The organism is Bradyrhizobium sp. CCBAU 51765, from assembly GCF_015291725.1.
Lineage (GTDB): Bacteria > Pseudomonadota > Alphaproteobacteria > Rhizobiales > Xanthobacteraceae > Bradyrhizobium > Bradyrhizobium liaoningense.
In genome coordinates this window covers 4,350,635-4,373,764 of the sequence record NZ_CP030038.1, presented here as the reverse complement: position 1 = coordinate 4,373,764, position 23,130 = coordinate 4,350,635, and the positions used below count along the sequence as shown (strand labels likewise).

The window sequence follows — 23,130 nt, the reverse complement described above, 5'->3', positions numbered from 1 at the left end:
ATGAGCGATTCCGTCCGCATCATCGAGATGGGGCCGCGCGACGGTCTCCAGAACGAGAAGACGCCCGTCAGCGTCGAGGCCCGCATCGCCTTCGTCGAGGCGCTGGTTGTGGCCGGCCTCAAGACGGTCGAAGTCGGCGCCTTCGTCTCGCCGAAGGCGATCCCGCAGATGGCAAGCTCCGATACCGTGCTGCGCGGCGTCAGCCACATCAAGGGCGCCGAATTCCACGTGCTGGTGCCGAACGAGAAGGGCTATGACGCCGCGCGTGCCGCGGGCGCCGAAGTGGTCTCGGTGTTTGCGGCGGCCTCGGAAGGTTTTTCGCGCGCCAACATCAACTGCACGGTCGCGGAGTCGATCGAGCGCTTCAAGCCGGTGCTGGCGCGCGCCAAGGCCGATGGCGTGAAGGTGCGCGGCTATATTTCCTGCGTGCTCGGTTGCCCCTTCGACGGCGAGATCAAGCCGAAGGCGGTCGCCGATCTCGCCAGCACGCTGTTCGAGCTCGGCTGCTACGAAATCTCGCTCGGCGACACCATCGGGATCGGCACGCCATCCAAGGCGAAGGAGATGCTGCGCGCGGTCAGTGCCAGCGTTCCTCCCGCCAGGCTCGCGATGCATTTCCACGACACCTACGGCCAGGCGCTCGCCAATCTCTATGCCGGGATGGAAGAGGGCGTCCGCGTCATCGATGCCGCCGCCGGCGGCCTCGGCGGCTGTCCCTATGCGCCGGGCGCGACCGGAAACGTCGCGACCGAGGATGTCGTCTACATGCTCGAGGGCATGGGGATCAGGACCGGCGTCGACATGGACAAGCTGCTCGCGGCCACCAACGCGATGAGCGGCGTGCTCGGCAAGCCGCCCGTGAGCCGTGTGGCAACCGCGCTGAACGCGAAGAAGAAGCGGGCGGCTTCCTAGTTTTGTAGGATGGGCAAAGGCGCGTCGCGCCGTGCCCACCATCTTTTCATGATCGAGAGAGGTGGTGGGCACGCTGCGCTTTGCCCACCTACGAGACCGTACTTCAGGCCGCCTTCAGCCCGACATCCGGCAGGCGCGGCCGGTTCTTGAGCGCCTTGGCCATCATGGCCTCGACCTCGGCCTTCTCCTGTGGCAGCAGCGCCAGGCGGGGCGGGCGGGTCAGCGCGGTGCCGCGGCCCATGATGTGCTCGCACAGCTTGATGCACTGGACGAGGTCTGGGCGTGCATCGAGGTGCAGCAGCGGCATGAACCATTCGTAGAGCGGCATCGCCTCGGCGAAACGCCCCGCCTTGGCGAGGCGGAACAGCGTCTCGCCCTCGCGCGGGAAGGCGTTCGACATGCCGGAGACCCAGCCCACGGCGCCCATGGCGACGCTCTCGACGATGACGTCGTCGAGGCCCGCGAACAGCACGAACCGATCACCGACCATGTTGCGCGTGTCGATGAAGCGCCGCGTGTCACCCGAGGAATCCTTGAAGCAGACCACGGTCTCGACATCGGCGAGCGAGACCAGGATGTCCGGGGTGACGTCGTTCTTGTAGATCGGCGGATTGTTGTAGAGCATCACCGGCAGGTCGGTGGCGCTGGCGACGGCGCGGAAATGCGCGGCGGTCTCGTGCGGCTTGGAGGAATAGACCAGCGCCGGCATCACCATCACGCCGTCGATACCGATGCGCGCGGCTTCTTTGGCGGTCTCGACCGCAAAGGCCGTGGTGAATTCGGCGATGCCGCACAGCACGGGCACGCGGCCGGCCGCGACCGACTTTGCCGTCTCCATGATTGCGACCTTCTCCTTGCGCTCCAGCGAGGTGTTCTCACCGACCGAACCGCAGACGATCAGGCCGGAAACGCCGTCGCGGATCAGCCCGTCCATGACCCTGGCGGTCGCCTCGATATTGAGCGACAGATCGTCGTTGAACTGCGTGGTGACGGCCGGGAAGACGCCTTCCCAGGAGATACGTGGGCTCATTGCTTGGCTCCGATTGGAATTGAGCCGGCGGATCGTTCGATCCGCCGGGCATTGACGTGAGGGCGATGGGTGGGGATCAGAGCGTCGCGCCGACCTTGCGCAGCTCGGCGAGGACGGGGGCTTTCGGCAGCCAGATCTTGTCGAACTCGGCGATGACGGCCTCGGTGTCCTTGGCATCGACCTGGCGGATCGGGATCGGCGCGTTCTTGAAGTTCTCGATCAGTTTGGGTTCGTTGCCGGCGAGCTCGTCGATCTGCGCGTCCAGCGTCGTCTTGATCGTCTTGGTGATCAGCTCGCGATCGGCCGCGGGCAGCGTCTGCCAGACCCGCCCGGAGACGACCGCCGCCATCGGCATGAAGACGGCGTTCATCTGCAGGATGACCTTGGACACCTTATCGAAGCGCTGGTTCCAGGAGAATTCGAGGTCGGCCTCGAGGCCGTCGACCTGGCCGTTGGCCATCGCGTCGAACACCTGCGGCGTCGGGATCGGCGTCGGAGCGGCGCCCAGCGAGGAATAGAAATCACGATAGACCGGCGTCGGGTTGATGCGCAGCTTCATGCCCTTGATGTCGGCGAGCGAATTCAGGTCCTTGGAGGAGAACACCGCGCGCATGCCGGTGATCCCCCAGCCGAGCCCGATCGTTCCGGTCTCCTGCGGCAGCACGTCGAACAATTTCACCGCCGCGGGATGCCGCACGAACTTCGCGACCGCTGGCGTCGAGCGGACGATGTAGGGCGCGTTGATGGCGGCGATGTGCGGCACGCGCGAGCCGAGCTCGGCGGCCTGGATGAAGCCCATGTCGAGCGCGCCGGACTGCAATTGCTGCATCATCGCGGTTTCGTTGCCGAGCTGGCCGGAGTGGAACACGGTCAATGTCAGGCGGCCGTTGGTTGCGGACTTGAGATCCTCGCCGAATTTGAGCGCGGCCTTGTTCCAGGAATGGCCATTGGGCGTGATCAGGCCGAGGCGGAATTCCTTGGCCTGGGCGAGCGCCAGCGATGGGGCAAACACCGAGGCGGCGGCACTGGCGGCGAGAAAGCGGCGGCGTGAAAGCGACATGGTCGGGCTCCTATTGGATGGCCTATTTGACGAGGATCAGCGAGAGCGAGGGATAGAGCGAGAGCAGCACCAGGAGGACGCAGGAGATGACGAAGAAGGGCAGCGTCACCATGAACATCTTGCCGGGCTTGGCGCCGGTGACGGCGGCCGCGACGAAGAAGCAGAGCCCGACGGGCGGCGACAGCAGGCCGAGCACCAGGTTGATCACCACCACGACGCCGAACTGCCGGGGGTCGATGTGATAGATTTCGGTTGCCACCGGCAGCAGGATCGGCACGGTCATGATCAGGCCAGGAATGCCGTCGATCACCGTGCCGATCACCAGCAGGATCACGTTGCAGATCAGCATGAAACTGACCGGGTCCTTGGCGACGGTCTGGATCCAGGCGGCGGTCTCCTGCGGCACCTTGCCGAAGATCAGCACCCAGGAGAACACGGCGGCGGCCGCGACCAGGAACAGTACGATCGCCGAATAGATGGCGCTGCGCAGCATCATCTGCGGCAGCTGCGAGAACCGGAACTCCCTGGTCCAGTATTTTCCGACCAATGCTGCAGCGACCGCGCCGACCGCCGCCGATTCCGTGGCGTTGGCGAGGCCGCCAAGGATGGTGCCGACGATGACGATCGGGATCAGCAGCGTCGGCGAGGTCCGCAGGATCGTCATGACGCGCTGTCGCGGCGTCTGGTAGTCCGCGCGGGGATAGTTGTAGACGTATCCCATCAGCGCGATGACGAGGCAGAACATCACGGTGAGAATGACGCCCGGCACGATGCCGGCGATCAGCATGTCGCTGACCGACACCTGCGCGAGCACGCTGTAGACCACGAACATCACCGACGGCGGGATGATCGGGCCGAGCATGCCGCCATAGGCGGTCAGCCCCGCTGCGAAGGTCTTGTCGTAGCCCTTCTTCTCCATCTCGGGGACCATGATCTGGGCCATGATCGCGACCTGCGCCGTCGCCGATCCCAGGATGGAGGAGATGAACATGTTGGCGAGGATGTTGACGTAGGCGAGACCGCCCTTGAGCGAGCCGACGAAGGCCATCGCCATGTCGACGATGCGCCGCGTGATGCCGCCGCCGTTCATGATCTCGCCGATCAGGATGAAGAGCGGGATGGCGATCAGGCCGTAGCTGTCGACGCCGCCGAACAGCTGGAGCGGATAGGACTGGAACAGCACCGGATTGCCGGATGCCGCGATGTAGACGAGGCCGGCAAGGCACAGGCACAGGCCGATCGGCACGCCGACCAGCATGAACGCCATGAAGGCCGCTGACGTGATCATCAGTTGACCCCGTCCAGCTCGGAGAGCTGAAAGCCTTTCGGCGCGGTGCGCGGGACCAGCTCGAGATCTTCCAGCAGGTTGGCGAGGCCGTGAATGGTCATCGACACCGCGAAGATCGGCAGCGTCAGATAGAGCACCCAGGTCGGCCAGTTCAGCGTCTGGGTGCGCTCGGTGTAGAGGAAGTTGAAGGTTTCGGCGGCGAGCTTGCGCCCGTCGAAGCCGGCGCGGGCGAGACCAACCGGGTCCATCCAGAGCACGCATGTGACGATCAGGGCGACACCGAACACGACGACGAGGCCGGTCGAGATCACCTTGGCGATCTTCTGGTGCTGCGGCGACAGCCGCTCCGTCAGCATCGTGACCGCGAAGTCGAGCCGCAGCCGCGTCATCGCGGAGGCGCCGACGAAGGTCAGCCAGACCACGCAATAGACCGCGGATTCGTCGATCCAGTAGATCGGGAAATGCGAGTAGCGGGTGACGACGTTCACCAGGATCAGTCCGGTGAGGAGGTACATCAGGCCCATCAGCGCGAGGCGCTCGACCGCGAGCAGGCCGGCCGACATCCGAACGACCGTACGTCGGAGGCTGAGCGCGCGCGTGGCCGGCATGGTCTGCTCGATCATGAAAGAGGCCTCAACTCCCGAAGAATTGTCGTGCGATTGGCAAATGTATAATTTATACAATTTGGGAGTCAAACGAAGTTTGCGGTCATTTCTGCGGCAGGCCGCGGTTTTACTGGGCACCTTGCTTTTGGAGCACCTGGCTTTTGCCGGGAACCTCGGCATGCAAGACAGGGACCGCGTCGGTCGTACGAGTCGGGAAGGACAACAGAAGGTCAGATGAAACAGCCTCTGAAGCATCGCACCCTGTCGGCTGCGATCGTCGATCAGCTCCGGCAGGCGATCCTCGACGGCACCTATCCGGCCGGATCGCAGCTGCGCCAGGACGCGCTCGGGGATGCTTACGGCGTCAGCCGCATCCCGGTGCGAGAGGCGCTGTTCCAGCTCGAGGCGGAAGGCCTGGTGCGGATCGTGCCGCAGAAGGGCGCCATCGTCTCCGAGCTGTCACTGGACGAGATCAACGACGTCTTCGACTTGCGCCGCATCCTGGAGCCGCGATTGCTGGCGCAGTCGGCGCCACGCTTCGGCGCGGAGGATTTCGAGGGGCTCGACGACATCCACAAGAGCTTCGAAAAGGCGATCAAGGCGCGCAATGTCAGCGAATGGGGCCAGCTCAACGCCGACTTCCATATGGCGCTCTACGTGCACGCGCCGCAGCCCCGCACGCGCGCGATCGTACTGTCGCTGCTCCAGACCAGCGACCGCTACACGCGTCTGCAGCTCTCCAACACCAAGGCGATGGGGACGGCGGAAAAGGAGCACGCCCATCTGATCGCGCTCTGTCGCGCCGAGAAGGTCGAGGAAGCCTGCCGCTTTCTGGAACGGCACATCGAGGCGGTGCGCAAGGACCTGTTGCAGGTCGTGGCGAACGCGCCGAAGCAGCGCCGGAAGAGCGAATAGGGGCAAAGGCGCTCTTGCGCCGTGCCCACCATCTCTCAACGATCTCAATCTTGATTGGCGGGCACGCTTCGCTTTGCCCACCCTACGATAGCTTGCCTACCTGCTCCCGTCCGGCCCCATCACGAGATCCGGCAGCCAGGTCGAGATCCCCGGCACGAAGCACAGCAGCAGCACCGCGAGCATCATCAAGAGCACGAAGGGCAGCGTGCCCCAGATCACCTCGCGCAGGGGAATGTCCGGCGCGACGTTGCGGATGACGAAGATGTTGAGGCCGACGGGCGGGTGGATCAGCCCCATCTCCATCACGATGGTCATGACCACGCCGAACCAGATGATGTCGAAATTGGCGGCGCGGAGTGGCGGCAGGATGATCGGCGCTGTCATGAGAATGATCGAGACCGGCGGCAGGAAGAAGCCGAGCACGACGACCATGACGAGGATCGCGAACAACAGCTCCCAGCGCGGCAGGTGCATCGCGACGATGGATTCGGCGACCGATTGCGAGATGTGCAGATAGCTCATTACGTAGGAATAGAGCAGTGACATGCCGATGATCATCATCAGCATGGTCGATTCCCGGATCGTCGATTTCATGATGGGGGCAAGGTCGCTCGGCCGCCACACGCTGTAGATCGCGGCGATCAGCGCCAGCGCGAGCAGGCCGCCGAGCCCCGCGGTCTCCGACGGCGTGGCGTAGCCGCCATAGAGCGCGATCATGACACCGGTGAGCAGCAGCACGAACGGGATCACGCGCGGAAGTACGCTGAAGCGCTCGGCGAGCGTATACTCGTCACGCTGCAGGATCGGAGCCTCCGGTCCGCCGTTCTTGTAGGCCGCTTCGGCCGCGGCATATTCCTGCCGGAAGCGGATCACGGCGTAGGCGCCGAACAGCGTGACCAGCAGCAGGCCAGGCCCGATGCCGGCCAGAAACAGCCGCCCCAGCGACTTTTCGGCCGCAACCGCAAACAGGATCATGGTGATCGAGGGCGGAAGCAGGATGCCGAGCGTGCCGCCGGCGGCGATGATCCCTGCGGCAAAGCCGCCGGAATAGCCGCGCTTGCGCATCTCGGGGATGCCGGCCGAGCCGATCGCCGAGCAGGTCGCGGGCGAGGAGCCCGCCATCGCCGCGAACAGCGCGCAGGCGAAGACGTTGGCGACGCCGAGGCCGCCGGGGACCCGGTGCAGCCAGGCGTGCAGTGCTGAATAAAGGTCCTGGCCAGCGCGCGATTTGCCGATCGCGGCGCCCTTCAGGATGAAGAGCGGAATCGACAGCAGCGTGATCGAGGCCATTTCCTCGTAGACGTTCTGCGTAACCGTATCGAGCGAGGCCGAGGGCATGTAGATGCCCATGAACACGACGGCGACCGCGCCGAGCGCGAACGCGATCGGCATGCCCGAGAACATCACCAGCAGCGTCACGATGCCGTAAGCGACGCCAATACCGAAAACGCTCATGGCCGCTTGGCTCCGACGAATGGCAGCGCAAGCTGCACGAGGATCTGGATGCAGAGCAGGCTCATCCCGAGCGCCATCAGCGAATAGGGAATGGCGAGCGGCGGCGACCACATCGAGTTCGAGACTTGGCCGTCGACATAGGCTTCATGGGCCAATGTCCAGGATTTCCAGGTGAAGAAGGCGCAGAACAGGAACGTGGCGGCGTCGACCAGCCAGAGCCGGATCCGGTTCGCCAGCGGCGAGAGCAGCCCGACGAAGGCCTCGATGCCGATATGGCCGCGGTTCTGTTGCACGTAGGCCGCCGTCATGAAGGTCGCGCCGACCAGCAGGAACACGGCAGCCTCGTCCTGCCAGTAATTGGCAGCCTTGAACAGAGCGCGGCTGAGCACGCTGTAGCTCAGGATGGTGCAGGCCGCGACCAGCGCGATCGACGCGAACACCACGATGATGCTGTTGAGGACGGCGAGGCCGCGATCGATCGCTGGCGCAAGGCCGGTCCCTGCGGCAGCGATCGTCTTGTCGTCGCGGTCCGGAAGCGGACCGTGACTCATGCCGCGACGTCGATGGCGAGCTTGAGCAGGTTTGCCGCGGTCGCCGTCTTGGCGCTGTAGTCCTTCCAGGCGGTGTCGCGGGCGATGTCGCGCCACTTGCCGACGGTCGCGGCGTCGAGCGCGGAGACCTTGGCGCCGGCCTTCTCGTAGACCTTGGCGACCTCGACGTCGTCGTCCTGCGCACCCTTGCGGCCGAACGCTTCGAGCTCGGTACCGACCGCGAGCAAAATGTCTTGATGGTTCTTCGGCAGCTTGTCGAAGATCGCCTTCGACATCATCAGGGGCTCGAGCATGAACCAGTAGGAGGCGCCCGCGCCCGAGGTCAGGGACTTCGCGACCTCTTCGAGGCGGAACGAGATCAGGCTGGTCGAGGAGGTGATGCCGGCATCGCAGGCGCCGGTCTGCATCGCCGCGTAGATTTCGTTGGAGGGGACCGACAGCACCGAGGCCCCGGCGGTCTGAAGCACCATGTCCATCTCGCGCGAGCCGCCGCGCACCTTCATGCCCTTGGCATCTTCGGGCGCGACGATCGGCTTGGAGCGGCTGGCGACGCCGCCGGCCTGCCAGACCCAGGTGAGCAGGATAATGCCCTTGTCGGCGAGGAAATCGGTCAGCGCCTTGCCGATCGGCTCCTTCTTCCAGCGCAGGCCCTGGTCGTAGGTGGTCACGAGGCCCGGCATCAGGCCGATATTGGTCTCCGGCACCTCGCCGCCGGCATAGGGCATCGGATAGAGGCTGATGTCGAGCGCGCCCTTGCGCATTGCGGAGAACTGCGCGTTGGTCTTGATCAGCGAGGAATTTGGATAGATTTCGGCGGCGATGTCGCCATTGCTGCGCTTGCTGACCTCGGCTGCGAACATGCGGCAGAGCCGGTCGCGGAAATCGCCCTTGTCGATGGTGCCGCCCGGGAACTGGTGCGAGATCTTCAGCGTGGTCGCGGCGTGCGCCGTACCGGTGCCGAAGCGGAGGATGGCGGGCGCAGCGACGGCGGTCGCGAGCAGATGGCGGCGCGTGAGCATGGCGTGATTTCCTTGGACGATTCTTGTTTGTGTGATTTCGGTCTAGTCCTTCAGACCGGCAGGCAGGCCCATCCTAGCCGGTCTTTCACCCGATATTCTCTCATCTGATAGTTCGAGACCGAACGTCCGGGCAAGTGCTGGCCGTGCTGCGCTGCACACTTCCTGGTTACGAGTCCGGAAGTACGTCGAACGAGAAATAGGGGAAGGCTCACCGAAATTTGTCGGCGGCGGCGTAACAACGCCGGCCGGCGACCCGTCTGGATTGAATAGCGGCGTCCGTCGCTGACAAACTCCATCTCGAAGGGAAGTTGAACCATGACCATTCGCACCCGCATCGTGCTCGGCCTCTCGGCTGCCGCTCTCTCGCTCGGCCTCGCGTTTGCCCCGGCCGCCTTTGCTCAGGACAAGATGGGCAAGGATGACGGCATGATGAAGAAAGACACGATGTCCAAGGACGGCATGATGAAGAAGGACACCATGTCCAAGGACGACGGCATGAAGAAGGACCACATGTCGAAGGACGGCATGAAGAAAGACGACGGGATGATGAAGAAGAATTGATCTTCGTCGTCCTCGCGCAGCGCCTGCCTCGGGCAGGCCGCGCACCCTCCAATTCCGGCGGCGGCCTCTGAGACCGCCTCCGGAACTGTGCTTTGGTTCAAGTTCAATGGGGCGCTACGAGCGCACCTTGCTTGTTACTTGCGCTTCGCCTTGCGGGCGGCGTAGCGCGCGTCGCGTTTGGCCTTTTGCTCGGCTTCGAGCGCAGCCAGTCTCTCGGCGGCTTCCTGAGCCTCGCGCGCGATCCGCTCGGCTTCGGCCGCTTTGGCTTCTTCCTCGAGGCGCTTCTGCTCAGCCTTCTCCGCCTCGCGCGCAGCCTTCGCCTCGGCGCGCTTGGCCGCCAGTGCCTCGCGTTCAGCACGGCGCGCGAGCACCGCCGGATCGTCGGGGCCCGGTTGCGATTTGAATTTGTTTAAAAGATTTTTGCGGGCTTCCTGCGCCGCCTTTTGCCGGTCCGTGAAGCCGGGTTCCCTGAATCCACTCATCTACGAGCCTTGTCTTCCTCGCTTTCGATCCTACATTCGTGCCTGTTGGTACGTCGGCTGGGCATAGCGGGCGCCACGCGACGCTGTAGCGTGTACATCGGCGCGCGTCGCGAAGCCACACATAATCGCAGCCGATCAGGTCAACGAAAAATCGCCCCCCGACGATCTCTCGTAGCCCGGAAAAACTGCTGAATTGTGATGTCCCTCATAAGGGAGCACGAGCGCGACGCCTAGCGTCCGCCCGGAACGAGACGGAGCACGGGCATGATGACCTTCCGACCGAGCCTGAAGGCGCTCGCAATCGCCTTCGTCCTGGCAGGCGTGACCTGCGCCGCAGTGCTGTTCGCGCGCCCGCAGACGGTCGACAGTGCCGTGCTGGGGGCGGACTGGGAATGCAGCCGGACTGCATTCGTGCTCACGACCTGCGCACCGCGGGTCCAGCGGGCGATTCCGGCCATCGAAACCTCACGCAAGGACGCGACCCCGCCGCCCCGGGGCTGAATTCGGGGCAGGCCGATCCGAATGTGACGCGACGCCGCAGAGGTGATAAAGCCGGCTCGCCAGCGCGACCAGGCGGCCATGTCCAAGCCCAAATCCGAACCCGACCCCGGCGAGAAGCCGAATCCTCGCCCGAACAGTCGACCCAAGCGCCAGTCCGGGAACGACCGCCGCGGCGCGATCGCGGGATTGATCATCGCGATCGTGATTCTTGGCGTCGGCTGGTGGCTTGCCCGGGACCTCACCGCAGCCAGCAAGATGCAGGATTGCCTGATGTCGGGGCGAACCAATTGCAACGTGATTGAGCCGGCTCGCTAGAGGCGCTTCAACGCGGCCCGCTGGGAGCCCGTTGAGGCCAAAAATTGCCGTGATCTTAATCATTTGTAACGGGACTTAGCCGATCAAGCAGGTCAGTTATGTCGGCCGGCATAAGCTTGGCGCGAGCGAATCGTCTATCGCGCTGGAATGACGGCGATCGAGAGAGCAGGGGGCGAGCACGCATGAGTGCGTCCAAACGCATGAAGATCATCATTCCAATGGTTTCGGCCGTGTCGTTGCTTGCGCTATCGGCGCAGGCTCAGGATGCTAGGCCGCAGAGGGATGCCGGCCCGCCGCCAGGCCGCCAGGGCGTGGGCGCGCCACCCCCGCCCAATCAGAACATGCGCAAAGGTCCTCCGCAGCAGGCGGCCCGGCCCGCTGACCAGCCCCATGCGGGTCCCGGTCGGCACAGTGCCGGCGGCCCGCCGCCGGGACGTCACGTCGCTCGCGGGCCCGCTCCGGAACGTGACTGGGGCGGACACACCTATCGCGGCAATCGCGCCTGGGAAGGCGGCCGCTGGCGTCATGAGGTCCGCAACGGACGCTCCGGCTGGTGGTGGGACGTTGGCGGCGTCTGGTATTATTATCCGCAGCGAATGGCTGGCCCGCCTGCCTACATTTCGGAGGACTATATCGACGACGTGCCGGTGGCCTATGCCCCGCCTCCCGTCGCCTACGCGCCACCACCTCCGCCTCCGCCACCGGCTGATCCCGGCGCCAGCGCGCTCGGCGGCGCGATCGTCGGCGGCGTGCTGGGCGGCCTGATCTCGGGCAACGCGACAGGAGCCGCCGCGGGCGCGGTTCTCGGCGGCGCGACGGGCGCGATCGCCGGCGCCACCGCTGCATCCCAGCCCGGCTACTACTGGGCGCAGGGCACCTGCTACTACCGCTATCCGAACGGCCAATATGTGCAGGCCGATCCCCGGGCGTGCTACTGAGTCTTTCAAGCGGATTGAGCGCGGAGGCGGGCCCAGGCCCGCCTCTTTTTTTGTGCGCCGGCTTCAAATGAGCGCTGGCGCTGGCGGCCGCCTCACGCAAGTCTCAAAAGAAAAATGTTCGGATGATTCGCGGGGATGTGGGACATGCTGGATGCCATCCAGATCAGCGTGGCACTTTGGGCCATGATCGTGTGCGGCGGGATCAAACTCTCTCAGGCGCTGTCTTGCCTGTTCTGAAGCGCAATGGGACGAGGATGAAACGTCATGCGCTAGGTTATCTTGCTTCAGCATGATCCCCGCGCAAACGCGTTCCGCGTTTGTCGCGATAGAAAACCGCGGCGCACTTGCCCGGATAGCGTCGTGGCGCGCGGACCGCCCGCAACTTATGCGCGCGAAGAGCTGCTCAATCGCCTCGCGCGTCAGGACACGAGCCAGCTGAAGAATGCCATCGTGGCCCAGACCAGGCTGCCGATCCAGGCCACCATCACCACGCCGATGGTGCCAAGATACGCGATGCCAAGCAGGTTGGAGCTATGTCGCTGCTTCGGGACGATGACTTCCGTGGCTGCTTTGCGTGTCATGACCGGGCCTCATCCAAGAAGCGTCGAAGCGCTGTTTAGCGGAGATTGCCTGGGACAGGCTGTGACGTAGTTCACAGATCTGTCCGTGAGGCCTCAAAGCACCCCGCAATCATACGGACGAAATTGCCATGGGCTTGTCCAGATGACCGGCTAGGGTCGCCCCATGTGCACCGAGTACGATCCACAGCACGAAGCCGAGGCCGCAATGAAGCGGGCCGCGGAGGCCGAAGGTGCCGACCGGCAACGGCTGATCCAGCTGGCCCTGGCGTGGCATCAGCTCGCCCGCGATCCACCCGATGAGCATGCCGACTCCTCATCGACAGCCAGCCACATGGCTCGGATTGAATAGGGCGGCCGAATGAGAAAAACCCCGTGCTCGGGGGACAAGCACGGGGTCCTTCAAAGCCGACCGGGGTTGGCAGGTCGGCACCACTCGAGTCGGATGCCCAACGCGCTGATTGCGCGTTCGTTCCGCATCGATCGGCGGCGCTGAACTCTGCTCGGCTCGCGCGCTTGGCGCGCAGGAACATTCGTTCCGTGGCAGCGTTGTGCGGCTATGACCGATCCCGAGCTACGCGCACAGTCTTTCGAGATCGCCTGGCGATATCTCGACCAGTCCGGCCTGCTCACGGGCGAGCACAAGGATTCCGCCCGCTTCATCTTGAACCGGATCGACCGCATGATGTTGCGCGGAGAGCGACGCAGGCTGTTGCTGTCGAATGCCGCGATCGATGCCTATCGGCTGCGGCCCGTGCTCGTGAGTGCATGACCGACCTGGCTAAACCGCTCATTAACGAATCCCCGGCCTCGTAATTTGCGATCGCGATTCGTGCTTTGCGAACGAAGCGGAGTCGGATCGTGAACAAACAAAAAGCCCCCGAAGGGGCTCAGTGTTTCAGCAGTGTTTCAGGCAGCTTCCGTCTTCGGTACGGCGTCGGCATTCACCGACAGCTTGACGATGTCGCCTTCGACGGCACCGACATATTTCGTATCGATATAGTGATGATGGTCCTTGTGACCCTCCGGGCTGTCCTTGCGCGTCAACTTGATGCGATTGCCCTCGACGCGATCGACGGTGCCGACATGTGCGCCGTCCTTGCCGATGATCTTCATGTGCTCTCTGATGTCAGCCATGCTGTCCTCCTTGTGTGGATTCAACTGCGAGGACGCGTGTTCGTTGCAGCGGGCGCGTTGGACCCACGGCGTCTTCCGGACGTTGACGTCCCATCGGAGCCGTCAAGACGCGCATGGAGACCATTCAAGCCTATCTGGAGCGAAAGCACGAGGAACTCAGGCTGTTGAATGACTGCCTGAGAAGCCGGTTCGATCTGCCGTGTCCGCGTTCGGTCGACGAGGTCGTCAGGTCCAAATTCCAGATCACTGCTGCGCTGAGGGCGGAGCACGAGTTGCAGGAGTGGAAGGCGACGGAGACAGCCTGGTCGCACACGGCCGATCCCGCCAGCGGGCCGTTCGCATTCAGTTACGACTACCAGAGGGCCGATCTCACGGTGCGCGGTCCTTCGTTCTATGAGCTCGACTACGGCTCCACGAGCACGGCGGTCTATACCGCCTCGGGCATGGCCGCGATCTCCGCCGTGCTGCTCGCCTCCGCGCAAATCGTCGAGAAGGCCGATGTCCTGGTGCTTCCAGGCTCCTATGGAGAGACGCTGGAGCTGATCCGGGGCTTCGTCCCGCATTTGCGGCTCGAGGCCTTGAAGCTGCCGCTGAGCGATGCGTTTGCTCCGGCAAACTCGCGGCGAATACTTCTGTTGGATTCCTGCTCCTTCGCCGGCGCTTTCGAGGCGGCGCTGCGCTGTGACGGCTCGGGCCTCGATCTCCTGGTTTTCGACACGACATGCTTCGCCGGCAGGTCAGGCCGCATCAGGCGTGTCCTGAGATGGGCCCGGCGATACGGAATCCCGCTGGTGTTGGTGCGAAGCCACAACAAGCTCGATTCGCTCGGAGCGGAATATGGCCGGCTCGGCTCAGCCGTTTTCGTGCAAGGGAACGAACATCAGCAGTGGCGGGCCGGGGGCGTTGAATGGGCACGTCTCGCGTTCGAAACCCGAAACGCGGTGCGGCTGTTCGGCGGCGCGGCGTTGCCGGCGCACTTCCCGCCCTTCGCAGGCAACGCGGCGTACTGGGCCCTCACACAGAGGCGTGTCGCGGCGATTTTGCGCAACGGCCGAGGCGCGGCTCGATATTTTGCTGCGAAGCTTCCGTCGCTCTCGGCCGAGCTTCATTTCACCCACGGCCTGTACGTGACCCTCCGAGGAAAGCGGGTGCTCAACGAGGCGGCAGCGCGGCAGGCTGCCGAAGACATGAGCAGCGAATTGCGCGGGGAGGGTTTTCCCATCCGCCACGCCGGCAGCTTCGGCTTCGATTTCGCGGCGACCGAATGGTTTCACGATGCGACCACGGACCAATATAGCGTCCGGGTGGCGGTCCCGGATCTTCCGACGGAGCTTTGGAATGATCTGGCCGCCGCCATTGCGCGGTGGTGGATGGCGCATCAGAGGTGAAGGCTGAATGCGCGGCATCGGCGACAGCCGCGCGAGGCGCGCCACGCATCAATCGACCGCCAGGCAGTGCTCCAGGGCGGGCCTCTCGTGGCCGCCACGCGCCCACTCCTGAACGGCAAAGGCAAGGTGATGCTGACCCGTCGCGGCGCCGACGATCGATGCCTGCGCCACCTTGATGGGCTTTGTGATCACATTGGTGTTCACGAGGCCTGCGTCAATCGCCAAGTACGACATCGCGACAATCGCAACCGCAGATGCGATCGCCATTCTCGTCCATTCGGGTTGAGGCATCGGGATCCTTCTCGGGCACACTTCGCCCGGCGGATAGATAGGGCCGATGTGCTCGGTTGAAAGCCCGGAGCGGCATGACCCACGCATTCGTGAAGGACGATGGATCGGCGATTATGCGTCGTATCGCCCGTCAGTCCATTGCACGCCAGCGGCGCAGTGCGCCGATGGATGCCGGCGCAAGACGAAGACTGGCGATCCCGGCAGGACTCGAACCTGCAACCCGCGGAGTAGAAATCCGCTACTCTATCCAGTTGAGCTACGGGACCGTTTTGTGCCGCCCGGTTTGGGGGCTGGCCGTTCATCTAACATGCCAATATGAAAAATCTGGTGTTTCGCCAAGCCTGAACCGAACCGTTTTCCTCAATGCCGCGACAAAGTGGAACAGTGGCGTGTCAGGGTGCCGGGTTGAGCGGCAGCGGACTGGACGATGGATCACATCGCCGGGACCGCTGAGGAGCTTCCGGGACACCGCCGCTGGTCGACTGGTCCGGTATTGCTGCGCCATCAGGACGGCGTGTGCGGCGGTATCTTGATCGGTCTCATCTGGGCTTGCCTTGACATGGCGATTGCGACGATTTGCACATTTGGTTCCATCGCCTTGAGGCCGTCACCTTTCCGCGCATTTCTTGCGACAAGCGGCGTTCGTCCGCGATTTCCGGGAGTCCATCCATGATCGGTCTTGTTCGCGCCGTCACGATCTGCGCCGCGCTGGCGCTCGGCCTTGTCGCTGCGCAGGCCGCCGACAAGGCCTTCAAACGCGACGATCTCGCCGATTCCGCGATCAAGCTGGAGGCCCAGATCAAGAGCGAGGCGGGGCCGGTCGCCAAGTCCAGCGCGACGCTGCGCACGGATGCCGACGCCGCCTTCCGGCGCAATGATTACCGCAACGGGCTGTCGGTGCTCGGCCAGATCGCGGCCACCACGCCTGATGATGCCGGCAACTGGCTGCGGCTTGCCAAGGTCATCTTCCAGATCTCGCCCAAGAGTTCGAGCGAGCAGACCTTCCTGCTCGAGCGTGCTTCGACCGCGGCCTACATCGCCTATCAGCGCGCCGGAAACCCGGGCGAGGAGGCCGACGCACTCGCCGTGCTCGGCAAGTCGCTGGCCGAACGAAAACTGTGGCGGCCGGCGCTGGATGCATTGCGGCTGTCGCTCGACATGCGTGAGGTCGCCGACGTCCGCGGTCAATATGAGAAGATGCGCGACGAGCACGGCTTCCGGCTGCTCGACTACACCGTGGACTCGGATTCGGCGAGCCCGCGCGCCTGCTTCCAGTTCTCGGAAGAGCTTGCCAAGCGTACCGACTTCGCGCCGTTCCTGGCGCTGGCGGGGCAGGACAAGCCGGCGCTGTCGGCAGAAGGCAAGCAGCTCTGCGTCGACGGGCTGAAGCACGGCGAGCGCTACAACATCAATCTGCGCGCGGGCCTGCCGTCCACGGTGAAGGAGGGCCTGCCGAAATCGGCCGAGTTCAACATCTATGTGCGCGACCGCAAGCCCTTCGTGTGCTTCACCAGCCGCGCCTATGTGCTGCCGCGGACCGGCCAGCGCGGCATTCCCGTGGTCAGCGTCAACACGCCCGCGGTCAACATCAACGTCTTCCGGATCGGCGACCGCAATCTGATCAACACGGTGGTCGACAGCGACTTCCAGAGGACGCTGTCGACATACCAGCTCTCCGATCTCGGCGACCAGCGCGGCGTCAAGGTCTGGTCCGGCGAACTCGCGACCGCGATGACGCTGAACCAGGACGTCACCACCGCATTCCCGGTGGACCAGGCGCTCGGCGAGCTGCAGCCCGGTGTCTACGTGATGACCGCCGCGGCCAAGGGCCCGGGCTCGGACGACGAGTCCCAGCTCGCGACGCAATGGTTCATCGTTTCCGACCTCGGCGTCTCCGCCTATTCCGGCAATGACGGCATCCATGTCTTCGTCAACTCGCTGGCCTCGACCGATCCGGTCGGCAAGGCCGAGGTGCGGCTGGTTGCCCGCAACAACGAGATTTTGGCCACCCGCAAGACCGACGACAGCGGCCACGTGCTGTTCGAAGCAGGGCTCGCGCGCGGCGAGGGCGGCCTGTCGCCGGCGATGCTCACCGTGACCGGCGAGAAGGCCGACTATGCCTTCCTCAGCCTCAAGTCCTCCGCCTTTGATCTTTCCGACCGTGGCGTTTCGGGACGTGCGGTGCCGGCCGGCGCCGACGCGTTCGTTTATGCCGAGCGCGGCGTCTACCGCTCCAGCGAGACCGTCTATCTGACCGCGCTGTTGCGTGACGGTCAGGGCAATGCCGTCACCGGCGGGCCGATGACGCTCGTGATCGAGCGTCCCGACGGCGTCGAATTCCGCCGTGCCGTGCTGGCCGACCAGGGCGCCGGCGGCCGCACGCTGGCCGTGCCCCTCAACTCGGCCGTTCCCACCGGAACGTGGCGGGTGCGCGCCTTCACCGATCCGAAGGGATCGTCCGTCGGCGAGACCACCTTCCTGGTCGAGGATTACGTCCCGGATCGGATCGAATTCGATTTGTCGACCAAGGACAAGCTGATCAAAGCTAATGCTCCAGTGGAGCTGAAGGCGGACGGCCATTTCCTCTATGGCGCGCCGGCTTCCGGCCTCCAGCTCGAAGGCGACATGCTGGTTGCGCCGGCGAGCGAGCGCCCCGGCTTTGCCGGCTACCAGTTTGGCGTCGACGACGAGGAGACCAGTTCGAACGAGCGCACGCCGCTCGAGAATCTGCCCGAGGCGGACGCCAACGGCGTTGCGACTTTCCCGGTCACGCTGGACAAGCAGCCGGCCTCGACCCGGCCGCAGGAGGCGCAGATCTTCATCCGCATGGTCGAGACCGGCGGCCGCGCCGTCGAGCGCAAGCTGGTGCTGCCGGTCGCGCCGGCAACCGCCATGATCGGCGTGAAGCCGCTGTTCGGCGACAAGAACGTCGCCGAGGGCGACAAGGCCGAGTTCGAGATCGTGTTCGTCTCACCCGAGGGCAAGACGCTGCCGCGCGACGGGCTGCGCTATGAGCTCCTGAAGATGGAATCGCGCTACCAATGGTACCGCCAGAACAATTATTGGGAGTACGAGCCGGTCAAGTCGACCTCGCGCGTGGCCGACGGCGACGTCACGATCGCTGCTGACAAGCCATCGCGCATCTCGCTCAGCCCCCAGCCCGGTCGTTACAGGCTCGATGTGAAATCGAACGATGCGGACGGCCCGGTGACCTCGGTGCAGTTCGACGTCGGCTGGTACTCCGACGGCAGCGCCGACACGCCGGACCTGTTGGAGACCTCGATCGACAAGCCGCAATACGCCTCGGGTGACACCATGACGGTGTCGGTCAACGTCCGCAGCGCCGGCAAGCTGACCGTCAACGTGGTCGGCGATCGCCTGCTGACGACGCAGACCATCGACGTCAAGGAAGGCACCGCGCAAGTAAAGCTCCCGGTCGGCAAGGACTGGGGCACCGGCGCCTACGTCGTGGCGACGTTGCGCCGGCCGCTCGATGCGGCGGCCCTGCGCATGCCGGGCCGCGCGATCGGGTTGAAATGGTTCGGCATCGACAAGCAGGCCCGGACGCTGCAGGTGAAGCTGACGCCGCCTTCGCTGATCCGGCCGAACTCCACGCTGAAGATCCCGGTCAAGCTCGACGGGCTCAATCCGGGCGAGGACGCCAAGGTCGTCATCGCCGCGGTCGATGTCGGCATCCTCAACCTCACCAATTACAAGCCGCCGGCGCCGGACGATTACTATCTCGGCCAGCGCCGCCTGAGCGCGGAGATCCGCGATCTCTACGGGCAACTCATCGACGGCATGTCGGGCACGCGCGGCCAGATCAAGTCCGGCGGCGACGCCGGCGCTGGTGAACTCCAGGGCTCACCGCCCGCGCAAAAACCGCTCGCCCTCTATTCGGGCATCGTCACGGTCGCCGCCGACGGCACGGCCGAGGTCAGCTTCGACATTCCGGAGTTCGCCGGCACCGCGCGCGTGATGGCGGTGGCGTGGACCGCCACGAAGCTCGGCCGTGCCAACACCGACGTCGTCATCCGCGATCCCGTGGTGCTGACCACGACCCTGCCGCGCTTCCTGCTCAACGGCGACCACGGCACGGTCAATCTCGAGATCGACAATGTCGAGGGCCAGGCTGGCGACTACGTCATCAACGTGAAGACGGGCGGCCCGGTGAAGATGACCGGCAATCCCGCGACCACCGTGAAGCTTGCCGCCAAGCAGCGCAACGCGTTCTCGCTCGCGATCGACGCGACTGCGGCGGGGCAGGCGACGCTCGACGTCGATATCCGGGGCCCGAATGGCCTCGCGCTGGCGCGCCACTATGCCTTCGACGTCAAGGCGGCGACGCAGGTGCTGGCACGGCGCTCGATCCGCACCCTGGCGAAAGGCGAGAGCCTGACGCTGACCTCGGACATGTTCTCCGACCTCGTGCCGGGCACCGGAAGCGTCTCGGTCTCGGCCAGCCTGTCCACCGCGCTCGATGCGGCGACGATCCTCAAGGCGCTCGATCGCTATCCCTATGGCTGCTCGGAGCAGATCACGAGCCGGGCCATGCCGTTGCTCTATGTCAACGATCTCGCCGCCGGCGCGCATCTCGCCATGGACACCGAGGTCGACCAGCGCATCCGCGACGCGATCGAGCGGTTGCTGGCCCGCCAGGGCTCGAACGGCTCGTTCGGCCTGTGGTCGGCGGGCGGCGACGATGCCTGGCTCGATGCTTACGTGACCGACTTCCTCACCCGCGCCCGCGAAAAGGGCTTTGCGGTGCCGGACGTGCTGTTCAAGAACGCGCTCGATCGCATCCGCAACTCCGTCGTCAATGCCGACGAGCCGGAGAAGGATGGCGGCCGCGATCTCGCCTATGGCCTCTACGTGCTGGCGCGCAACGGCGCGGCGCCGATTGGCGATCTCCGCTATCTCGCCGACACCAAGCTGAACAACCTTGCGACGCCGATCGCAAAGTCGCAGCTTGCGGCAGCCCTTGCTCTGGTCGGCGACCGCAATCGCGCCGAGCGGGTCTATGCTGCCGCGCTCGACAGCCTCGCGCCCAAGCCGGTGCTGGAGTTCGGCCGCACCGATTACGGTTCGCAGCTGCGCGATGCCGCAGCGCTTGTCTCGCTCGCCAGTGAAGGTAACGCGCCGAAGGCGACGTTGACGCAGGCCGTGTCGCGGGTCGAGTCCGCGCGCGGACTGACGCCCTATACCTCCACGCAGGAGAATGCGTGGCTGGTGCTGGCGGCGCGGGCGCTCGCTAAGGAGAACCTCTCGATCGAGGTCGACGGCCAGCCGGTCAAGACCGCGCTCTACCGTAGCTACAAGGCGGACACGCTGAGCGGCAAGCCGCTGAAGATCACCAACACCGGCGATGCGCCTGTGCAGGCGGTGGTCTCGGTGTCGGGCTCGCCGGTGACGCCGGAGCCCGCCGCATCCAACGGCTTCAAGATCGAGCGCAGCTATTTCACGCTCGACGGCAAGCCGGCCGATATCAGCAAGGTCAAGCAGAACCAGCGCTTTGCGGTGGTGCTGAGGATCACCGAGGCCAAGCCCGAGTACGGCCACATCATGGTGTCGGATTATCTGCCCGCGGGCCTGGAGATCGACAATCCCAAGCTGGTGTCCTCCGGCGATAGCGGCACGCTGGACTGGATCGAGGACGGCGAGGAGCCCGAGGATACCGAGTTCCGCGATGACCGCTTCACCGCGGCGGTCGACCGGGCCTCGGATTCCAAATCGGTGTTCACCGTCGCCTATGTCGTGCGCGCGGTGTCGCCCGGCAAATATGTGCTGCCGCAGGCCTATGTCGAGGATATGTATAATCCTTCGCGCTATGGGCGGACCGGCACGGGTACGGTCGAGGTGCGGGCGGCGAAGTGAGTGCTGGAATGAGTAGCGCGGCGCTTCCACAAACTCAGCCGTCATGCCCGGGCTTGTCCCGGGCATCCACGGACTTTGCCGCGGCGACGAAAAACGTGGATGGCCGGGACGAGCCCGGCCATGACGGAGCAAGGGGCGGGGGGCTTCGCATCCTCTCCGCCCTCGCGCTCACTTTCATCCTCGCCATCATCGGATTCGTTGCCTGGGTCTACTCGCTCGGCCCGTTGCCACTCGACGAAGCGCGCCAGGTCTCCACCACCATCGTCGACCGTAGCGGAAAGCTGCTGCGCGCCTATGCCATGGCGGACGGACGCTGGCGGCTGCCGGTCGAGACAAAGGCAAATGTCGATCCGACCTATCTGAAACTGCTGTTCGCCTATGAGGACCAGCGCTTCTACGCCCACAACGGCCTCGATCCGCTGGCGCTGGCGCGCGCGGCGTTGCAGCTCGGAACGCGCGGCCACATCGTCTCGGGCGGCTCGACCATCACCATGCAGCTTGCGCGGCTGATGGAGCCGCGGCGGCAGCGCTCGCTTCATGCCAAGCTGCGGCAGATCGTGCGCGCGATCGAGCTGGAGCGGACGCTGAGCAAGGAGCAGATCCTCGATCTCTATCTCGCGCTCGCGCCTTACGGCGGCAATCTCGAAGGCATCCGCGCGGCTTCCATCGCCTATCTCGGCAAGGAGCCGAAGCGGCTGTCGCTGGCGGAGGCCGCGCTGCTGGTCGCGTTGCCGCAATCGCCGGAAACCCGCCGGCTCGACCGCCATCCGGACGCGGCACGCAAGGCGCGCGACCGCGTGCTCGACCGCATGGTGGAGGAGCATGTGGTCAGCGCAGATGATGCCAGGCAGGCCAAGGCGGTGCCCGTACCGAAGCTGCGCAAGCCGATGCCGATCCTGGCGCCGCATGCCTCGGACACCGCGCTTTCGACGGTCAAGAACGCGCCGGTCATCAAGCTCACGCTGGACGCGAACCTGCAGAAGGTGCTGGAGCCGCTGGCACGCGACCGCGCCATCGCGCTCGGGCCGAACATCTCGGTCGGGATCATCGTCGTCGACAACGAAAGCGGCGACGTGCTCGCGCGTGTCGGCTCGGCGAATTATTTTGACGAGAGCCGGGCAGGGCAGGTCGACATGACCCGCGCCGTCCGCTCACCGGGCTCGACGCTGAAACCCTTCATCTACGGGCTCGCCTTCGAGGACGGCTTTGTGCATCCCGACAGCCTGATCGACGACCGGCCGGTCCGCTTCGGCTCCTACGCGCCGGAGAATTTCGACATGACCTTCCAGGGCACGGTGCCGGTGAGGAAGGCGCTGCAATTGTCGCTGAACGTACCGGCCATCGTGCTGCTCGACCGCGTCGGTTCCAGCCGCCTGACCTCGCGGTTGCGGCAGGCCGGCGGCAACCTGGTTCTGCCCAAGGACGAGACGCCAGGGCTCGCCATGGGGCTCGGCGGGGTGGGCGTGACGCTCCAGGACCTCGCCCAGCTCTATGCGGGTTTCGCCCGTCTCGGCACCACCAAGCCGCTGCGTGAGGTCGTGACCGAACAGGACGACCGCGAGCCGCTCCGGCTGCTGGATCAGGTCGCGGCCTGGCAGGTCGGCAACGTGCTGCTGGGAACGCCGCCGCCGGAGAACGCTGCCCACAACCGGATCGCGTTCAAGACCGGCACGTCCTACGGCTATCGCGACGCCTGGTCGGTCGGCTTCGATGGCCGCATGACCATCGGCGTCTGGGTCGGCCGGCCCGACGGCGCCCCGGTTCCCGGCCTGATCGGGCGCGTCGCGGCCGCCCCGATCCTGTTCGACGCCTTTGCCAGGACCGGCAAGACGCTCGCCCCGTTGCTGAAGGCGCCCAGGGGAACCCTCGTGGCGGGCAACGCCAAACTGCCGCTGCCCCTGAAGCGGTTCCGCCCGGTCGGGGAGCTGGTGCGCACCGGGAGCGAGCAGGCGCTGCACATTCAGTTTCCACTCAACGGTTCGCGAATTGATGTCGATCGATCAGGCGGCCGGGAGAATGCAGCCATGCCGGTCAAGGTCGCCGGCGGCGTGCTGCCCATGACGATCATGGTTAACGGCACTGCGCTTGGCGAGATCGACGGCCGCCGCCAGCGGTTGATCGATCCGCCCGGCCCGGGCTTCGCCCGGGTCACCGTGATCGACGCCACTGGCGCCGCGGACACAGTCGTCATTCGAATTCAATGACCCTGCCTCAAGCGGTTGTGGCGATG

The 23,130-nt window shown here is 65.1% G+C and carries 22 protein-coding genes and 1 tRNA gene; 10 read left to right on the top strand and 13 right to left on the bottom strand.

Annotation, left to right across the window (positions count from 1 at the left end; genetic code table 11):
• Nucleotides 1-912: a hydroxymethylglutaryl-CoA lyase gene (locus tag XH96_RS20920; RefSeq protein WP_194387467.1), complete on the top strand. Its 912-nt coding sequence runs from the start codon at nucleotides 1-3 to the stop codon at nucleotides 910-912.
• Nucleotides 913-1,015: 103 nt separating this feature from the next.
• On the opposite strand, the gene XH96_RS20915 is transcribed toward XH96_RS20920, so the two are convergent.
• The 4 genes from XH96_RS20915 to XH96_RS20900 form a co-directional block, all read right to left on the bottom strand.
• The gene (locus tag XH96_RS20915; RefSeq protein ID WP_194387466.1) at nucleotides 1,016-1,942 is read right to left on the bottom strand and encodes a dihydrodipicolinate synthase family protein; all 927 of its coding nucleotides are present in this window, start codon (nucleotides 1,940-1,942) and stop codon (nucleotides 1,016-1,018) included.
• A 76-nt stretch (nucleotides 1,943-2,018) separates the two neighbouring features.
• Nucleotides 2,019-3,002 carry a TRAP transporter substrate-binding protein gene (locus XH96_RS20910; RefSeq protein ID WP_194387465.1) on the bottom strand — a complete coding sequence of 328 codons (984 nt, stop codon included), beginning with the start codon at nucleotides 3,000-3,002 and terminating at the stop codon, nucleotides 2,019-2,021.
• Nucleotides 3,003-3,024: 22 nt separating this feature from the next.
• On the bottom strand, nucleotides 3,025-4,290 hold the full coding sequence (locus XH96_RS20905) for a TRAP transporter large permease (RefSeq protein ID WP_194387464.1): 1,266 nt from the start codon (nucleotides 4,288-4,290) through the stop codon (nucleotides 3,025-3,027).
• Nucleotides 4,290-4,898, bottom strand: coding sequence for a TRAP transporter small permease (locus XH96_RS20900; RefSeq protein ID WP_194394202.1), 609 nt, complete (start codon nucleotides 4,896-4,898; stop codon nucleotides 4,290-4,292). The genes XH96_RS20905 and XH96_RS20900 overlap by 1 nt, the downstream gene beginning before the upstream one ends.
• Before the next feature lie 231 nt (nucleotides 4,899-5,129).
• Here XH96_RS20900 and XH96_RS20895 point away from each other — a divergent pair, with 231 nt between their 5' ends.
• Entirely contained in the window at nucleotides 5,130-5,810 is a 681-nt protein-coding gene (locus tag XH96_RS20895) for a GntR family transcriptional regulator (RefSeq protein ID WP_194387463.1), read from the top strand.
• A gap of 96 nt (nucleotides 5,811-5,906) precedes the next feature.
• Here the strand turns inward: XH96_RS20895 and XH96_RS20890 are convergent, their stop codons facing one another.
• The 3 genes from XH96_RS20890 to dctP are packed head-to-tail and all read right to left on the bottom strand — an operon-like array spanning nucleotide 5,907 to nucleotide 8,835.
• Nucleotides 5,907-7,265, bottom strand: coding sequence for a TRAP transporter large permease (locus XH96_RS20890; protein WP_061881506.1), 1,359 nt, complete (start codon nucleotides 7,263-7,265; stop codon nucleotides 5,907-5,909).
• Nucleotides 7,262-7,816 carry a TRAP transporter small permease gene (locus XH96_RS20885; protein WP_028176438.1) on the bottom strand — a complete coding sequence of 185 codons (555 nt, stop codon included), beginning with the start codon at nucleotides 7,814-7,816 and terminating at the stop codon, nucleotides 7,262-7,264. Before XH96_RS20885 ends, XH96_RS20890 begins: the two co-directional genes overlap by 4 nt.
• A complete protein-coding gene (gene dctP, locus XH96_RS20880; protein WP_194387462.1) occupies nucleotides 7,813-8,835 on the bottom strand; it encodes a TRAP transporter substrate-binding protein DctP in 1,023 nt (340 codons plus the stop codon). The genes XH96_RS20885 and dctP overlap by 4 nt, the downstream gene beginning before the upstream one ends.
• 315 nt (nucleotides 8,836-9,150) lie before the next feature.
• Here dctP and XH96_RS20875 point away from each other — a divergent pair, with 315 nt between their 5' ends.
• Nucleotides 9,151-9,396 carry a pentapeptide MXKDX repeat protein gene (locus XH96_RS20875; protein ID WP_028176436.1) on the top strand — a complete coding sequence of 82 codons (246 nt, stop codon included), beginning with the start codon at nucleotides 9,151-9,153 and terminating at the stop codon, nucleotides 9,394-9,396.
• A 134-nt stretch (nucleotides 9,397-9,530) separates the two neighbouring features.
• Here XH96_RS20875 and XH96_RS20870 read toward each other — a convergent pair whose 3' ends face one another.
• Nucleotides 9,531-9,878: a DUF6481 family protein gene (locus XH96_RS20870; RefSeq protein WP_194387461.1), complete on the bottom strand. Its 348-nt coding sequence runs from the start codon at nucleotides 9,876-9,878 to the stop codon at nucleotides 9,531-9,533.
• Nucleotides 9,879-10,142: 264 nt separating this feature from the next.
• Here XH96_RS20870 and XH96_RS20865 point away from each other — a divergent pair, with 264 nt between their 5' ends.
• The 3 genes from XH96_RS20865 (at nucleotide 10,143) to XH96_RS20855 (ending at nucleotide 11,632) form a co-directional block, all read left to right on the top strand.
• On the top strand, nucleotides 10,143-10,379 hold the full coding sequence (locus XH96_RS20865; RefSeq protein ID WP_194387460.1) for a hypothetical protein: 237 nt from the start codon (nucleotides 10,143-10,145) through the stop codon (nucleotides 10,377-10,379).
• A 78-nt stretch (nucleotides 10,380-10,457) separates the two neighbouring features.
• Nucleotides 10,458-10,694, top strand: a complete 237-nt coding sequence (locus tag XH96_RS20860; protein ID WP_194387459.1) for a hypothetical protein — start codon at nucleotides 10,458-10,460, stop codon at nucleotides 10,692-10,694.
• A 182-nt stretch (nucleotides 10,695-10,876) separates the two neighbouring features.
• Nucleotides 10,877-11,632: a hypothetical protein gene (locus tag XH96_RS20855; RefSeq protein WP_194387458.1), complete on the top strand. Its 756-nt coding sequence runs from the start codon at nucleotides 10,877-10,879 to the stop codon at nucleotides 11,630-11,632.
• A gap of 419 nt (nucleotides 11,633-12,051) precedes the next feature.
• Here the strand turns inward: XH96_RS20855 and XH96_RS20850 are convergent, their stop codons facing one another.
• Together XH96_RS20850 and XH96_RS20845 are read right to left on the bottom strand one after the other, a co-directional pair.
• A complete protein-coding gene (locus tag XH96_RS20850; protein ID WP_028176431.1) occupies nucleotides 12,052-12,213 on the bottom strand; it encodes a hypothetical protein in 162 nt (53 codons plus the stop codon).
• Between the two features lie 109 nt (nucleotides 12,214-12,322).
• Nucleotides 12,323-12,517 carry a hypothetical protein gene (locus XH96_RS20845; RefSeq protein WP_194387457.1) on the bottom strand — a complete coding sequence of 65 codons (195 nt, stop codon included), beginning with the start codon at nucleotides 12,515-12,517 and terminating at the stop codon, nucleotides 12,323-12,325.
• 252 nt (nucleotides 12,518-12,769) lie between these two features.
• On the opposite strand from XH96_RS20845, the gene XH96_RS20840 reads away from it, so the two are divergent.
• Nucleotides 12,770-12,982, top strand: a complete 213-nt coding sequence (locus XH96_RS20840) for a hypothetical protein (protein ID WP_061881515.1) — start codon at nucleotides 12,770-12,772, stop codon at nucleotides 12,980-12,982.
• Nucleotides 12,983-13,119: 137 nt separating this feature from the next.
• Here the strand turns inward: XH96_RS20840 and XH96_RS20835 are convergent, their stop codons facing one another.
• A complete protein-coding gene (locus tag XH96_RS20835; RefSeq protein WP_028176428.1) occupies nucleotides 13,120-13,347 on the bottom strand; it encodes a DUF2171 domain-containing protein in 228 nt (75 codons plus the stop codon).
• 113 nt (nucleotides 13,348-13,460) lie between these two features.
• Between XH96_RS20835 and XH96_RS20830 the strand changes: the two genes are divergently transcribed.
• Nucleotides 13,461-14,735, top strand: coding sequence for a hypothetical protein (locus XH96_RS20830; protein WP_194387456.1), 1,275 nt, complete (start codon nucleotides 13,461-13,463; stop codon nucleotides 14,733-14,735).
• 48 nt (nucleotides 14,736-14,783) lie between these two features.
• On the opposite strand, the gene XH96_RS20825 is transcribed toward XH96_RS20830, so the two are convergent.
• Together XH96_RS20825 and XH96_RS20820 are read right to left on the bottom strand one after the other, a co-directional pair.
• Nucleotides 14,784-15,002: a hypothetical protein gene (locus XH96_RS20825; protein ID WP_246789695.1), complete on the bottom strand. Its 219-nt coding sequence runs from the start codon at nucleotides 15,000-15,002 to the stop codon at nucleotides 14,784-14,786.
• A gap of 213 nt (nucleotides 15,003-15,215) precedes the next feature.
• Nucleotides 15,216-15,292 (bottom strand) — tRNA-Arg (locus XH96_RS20820).
• 403 nt (nucleotides 15,293-15,695) lie between these two features.
• Between XH96_RS20820 and XH96_RS20815 the strand changes: the two genes are divergently transcribed.
• Together XH96_RS20815 and pbpC are read left to right on the top strand one after the other, a co-directional pair.
• A complete protein-coding gene (locus XH96_RS20815; RefSeq protein WP_194387454.1) occupies nucleotides 15,696-20,900 on the top strand; it encodes an alpha-2-macroglobulin in 5,205 nt (1,734 codons plus the stop codon).
• 95 nt (nucleotides 20,901-20,995) lie between these two features.
• Nucleotides 20,996-23,104 (top strand): penicillin-binding protein 1C, encoded by a 2,109-nt coding sequence (gene pbpC, locus XH96_RS20810; protein WP_194387453.1) that lies wholly within the window; start codon nucleotides 20,996-20,998, stop codon nucleotides 23,102-23,104.
• The last annotated feature ends 26 nt before the right edge of the window (nucleotides 23,105-23,130 follow it).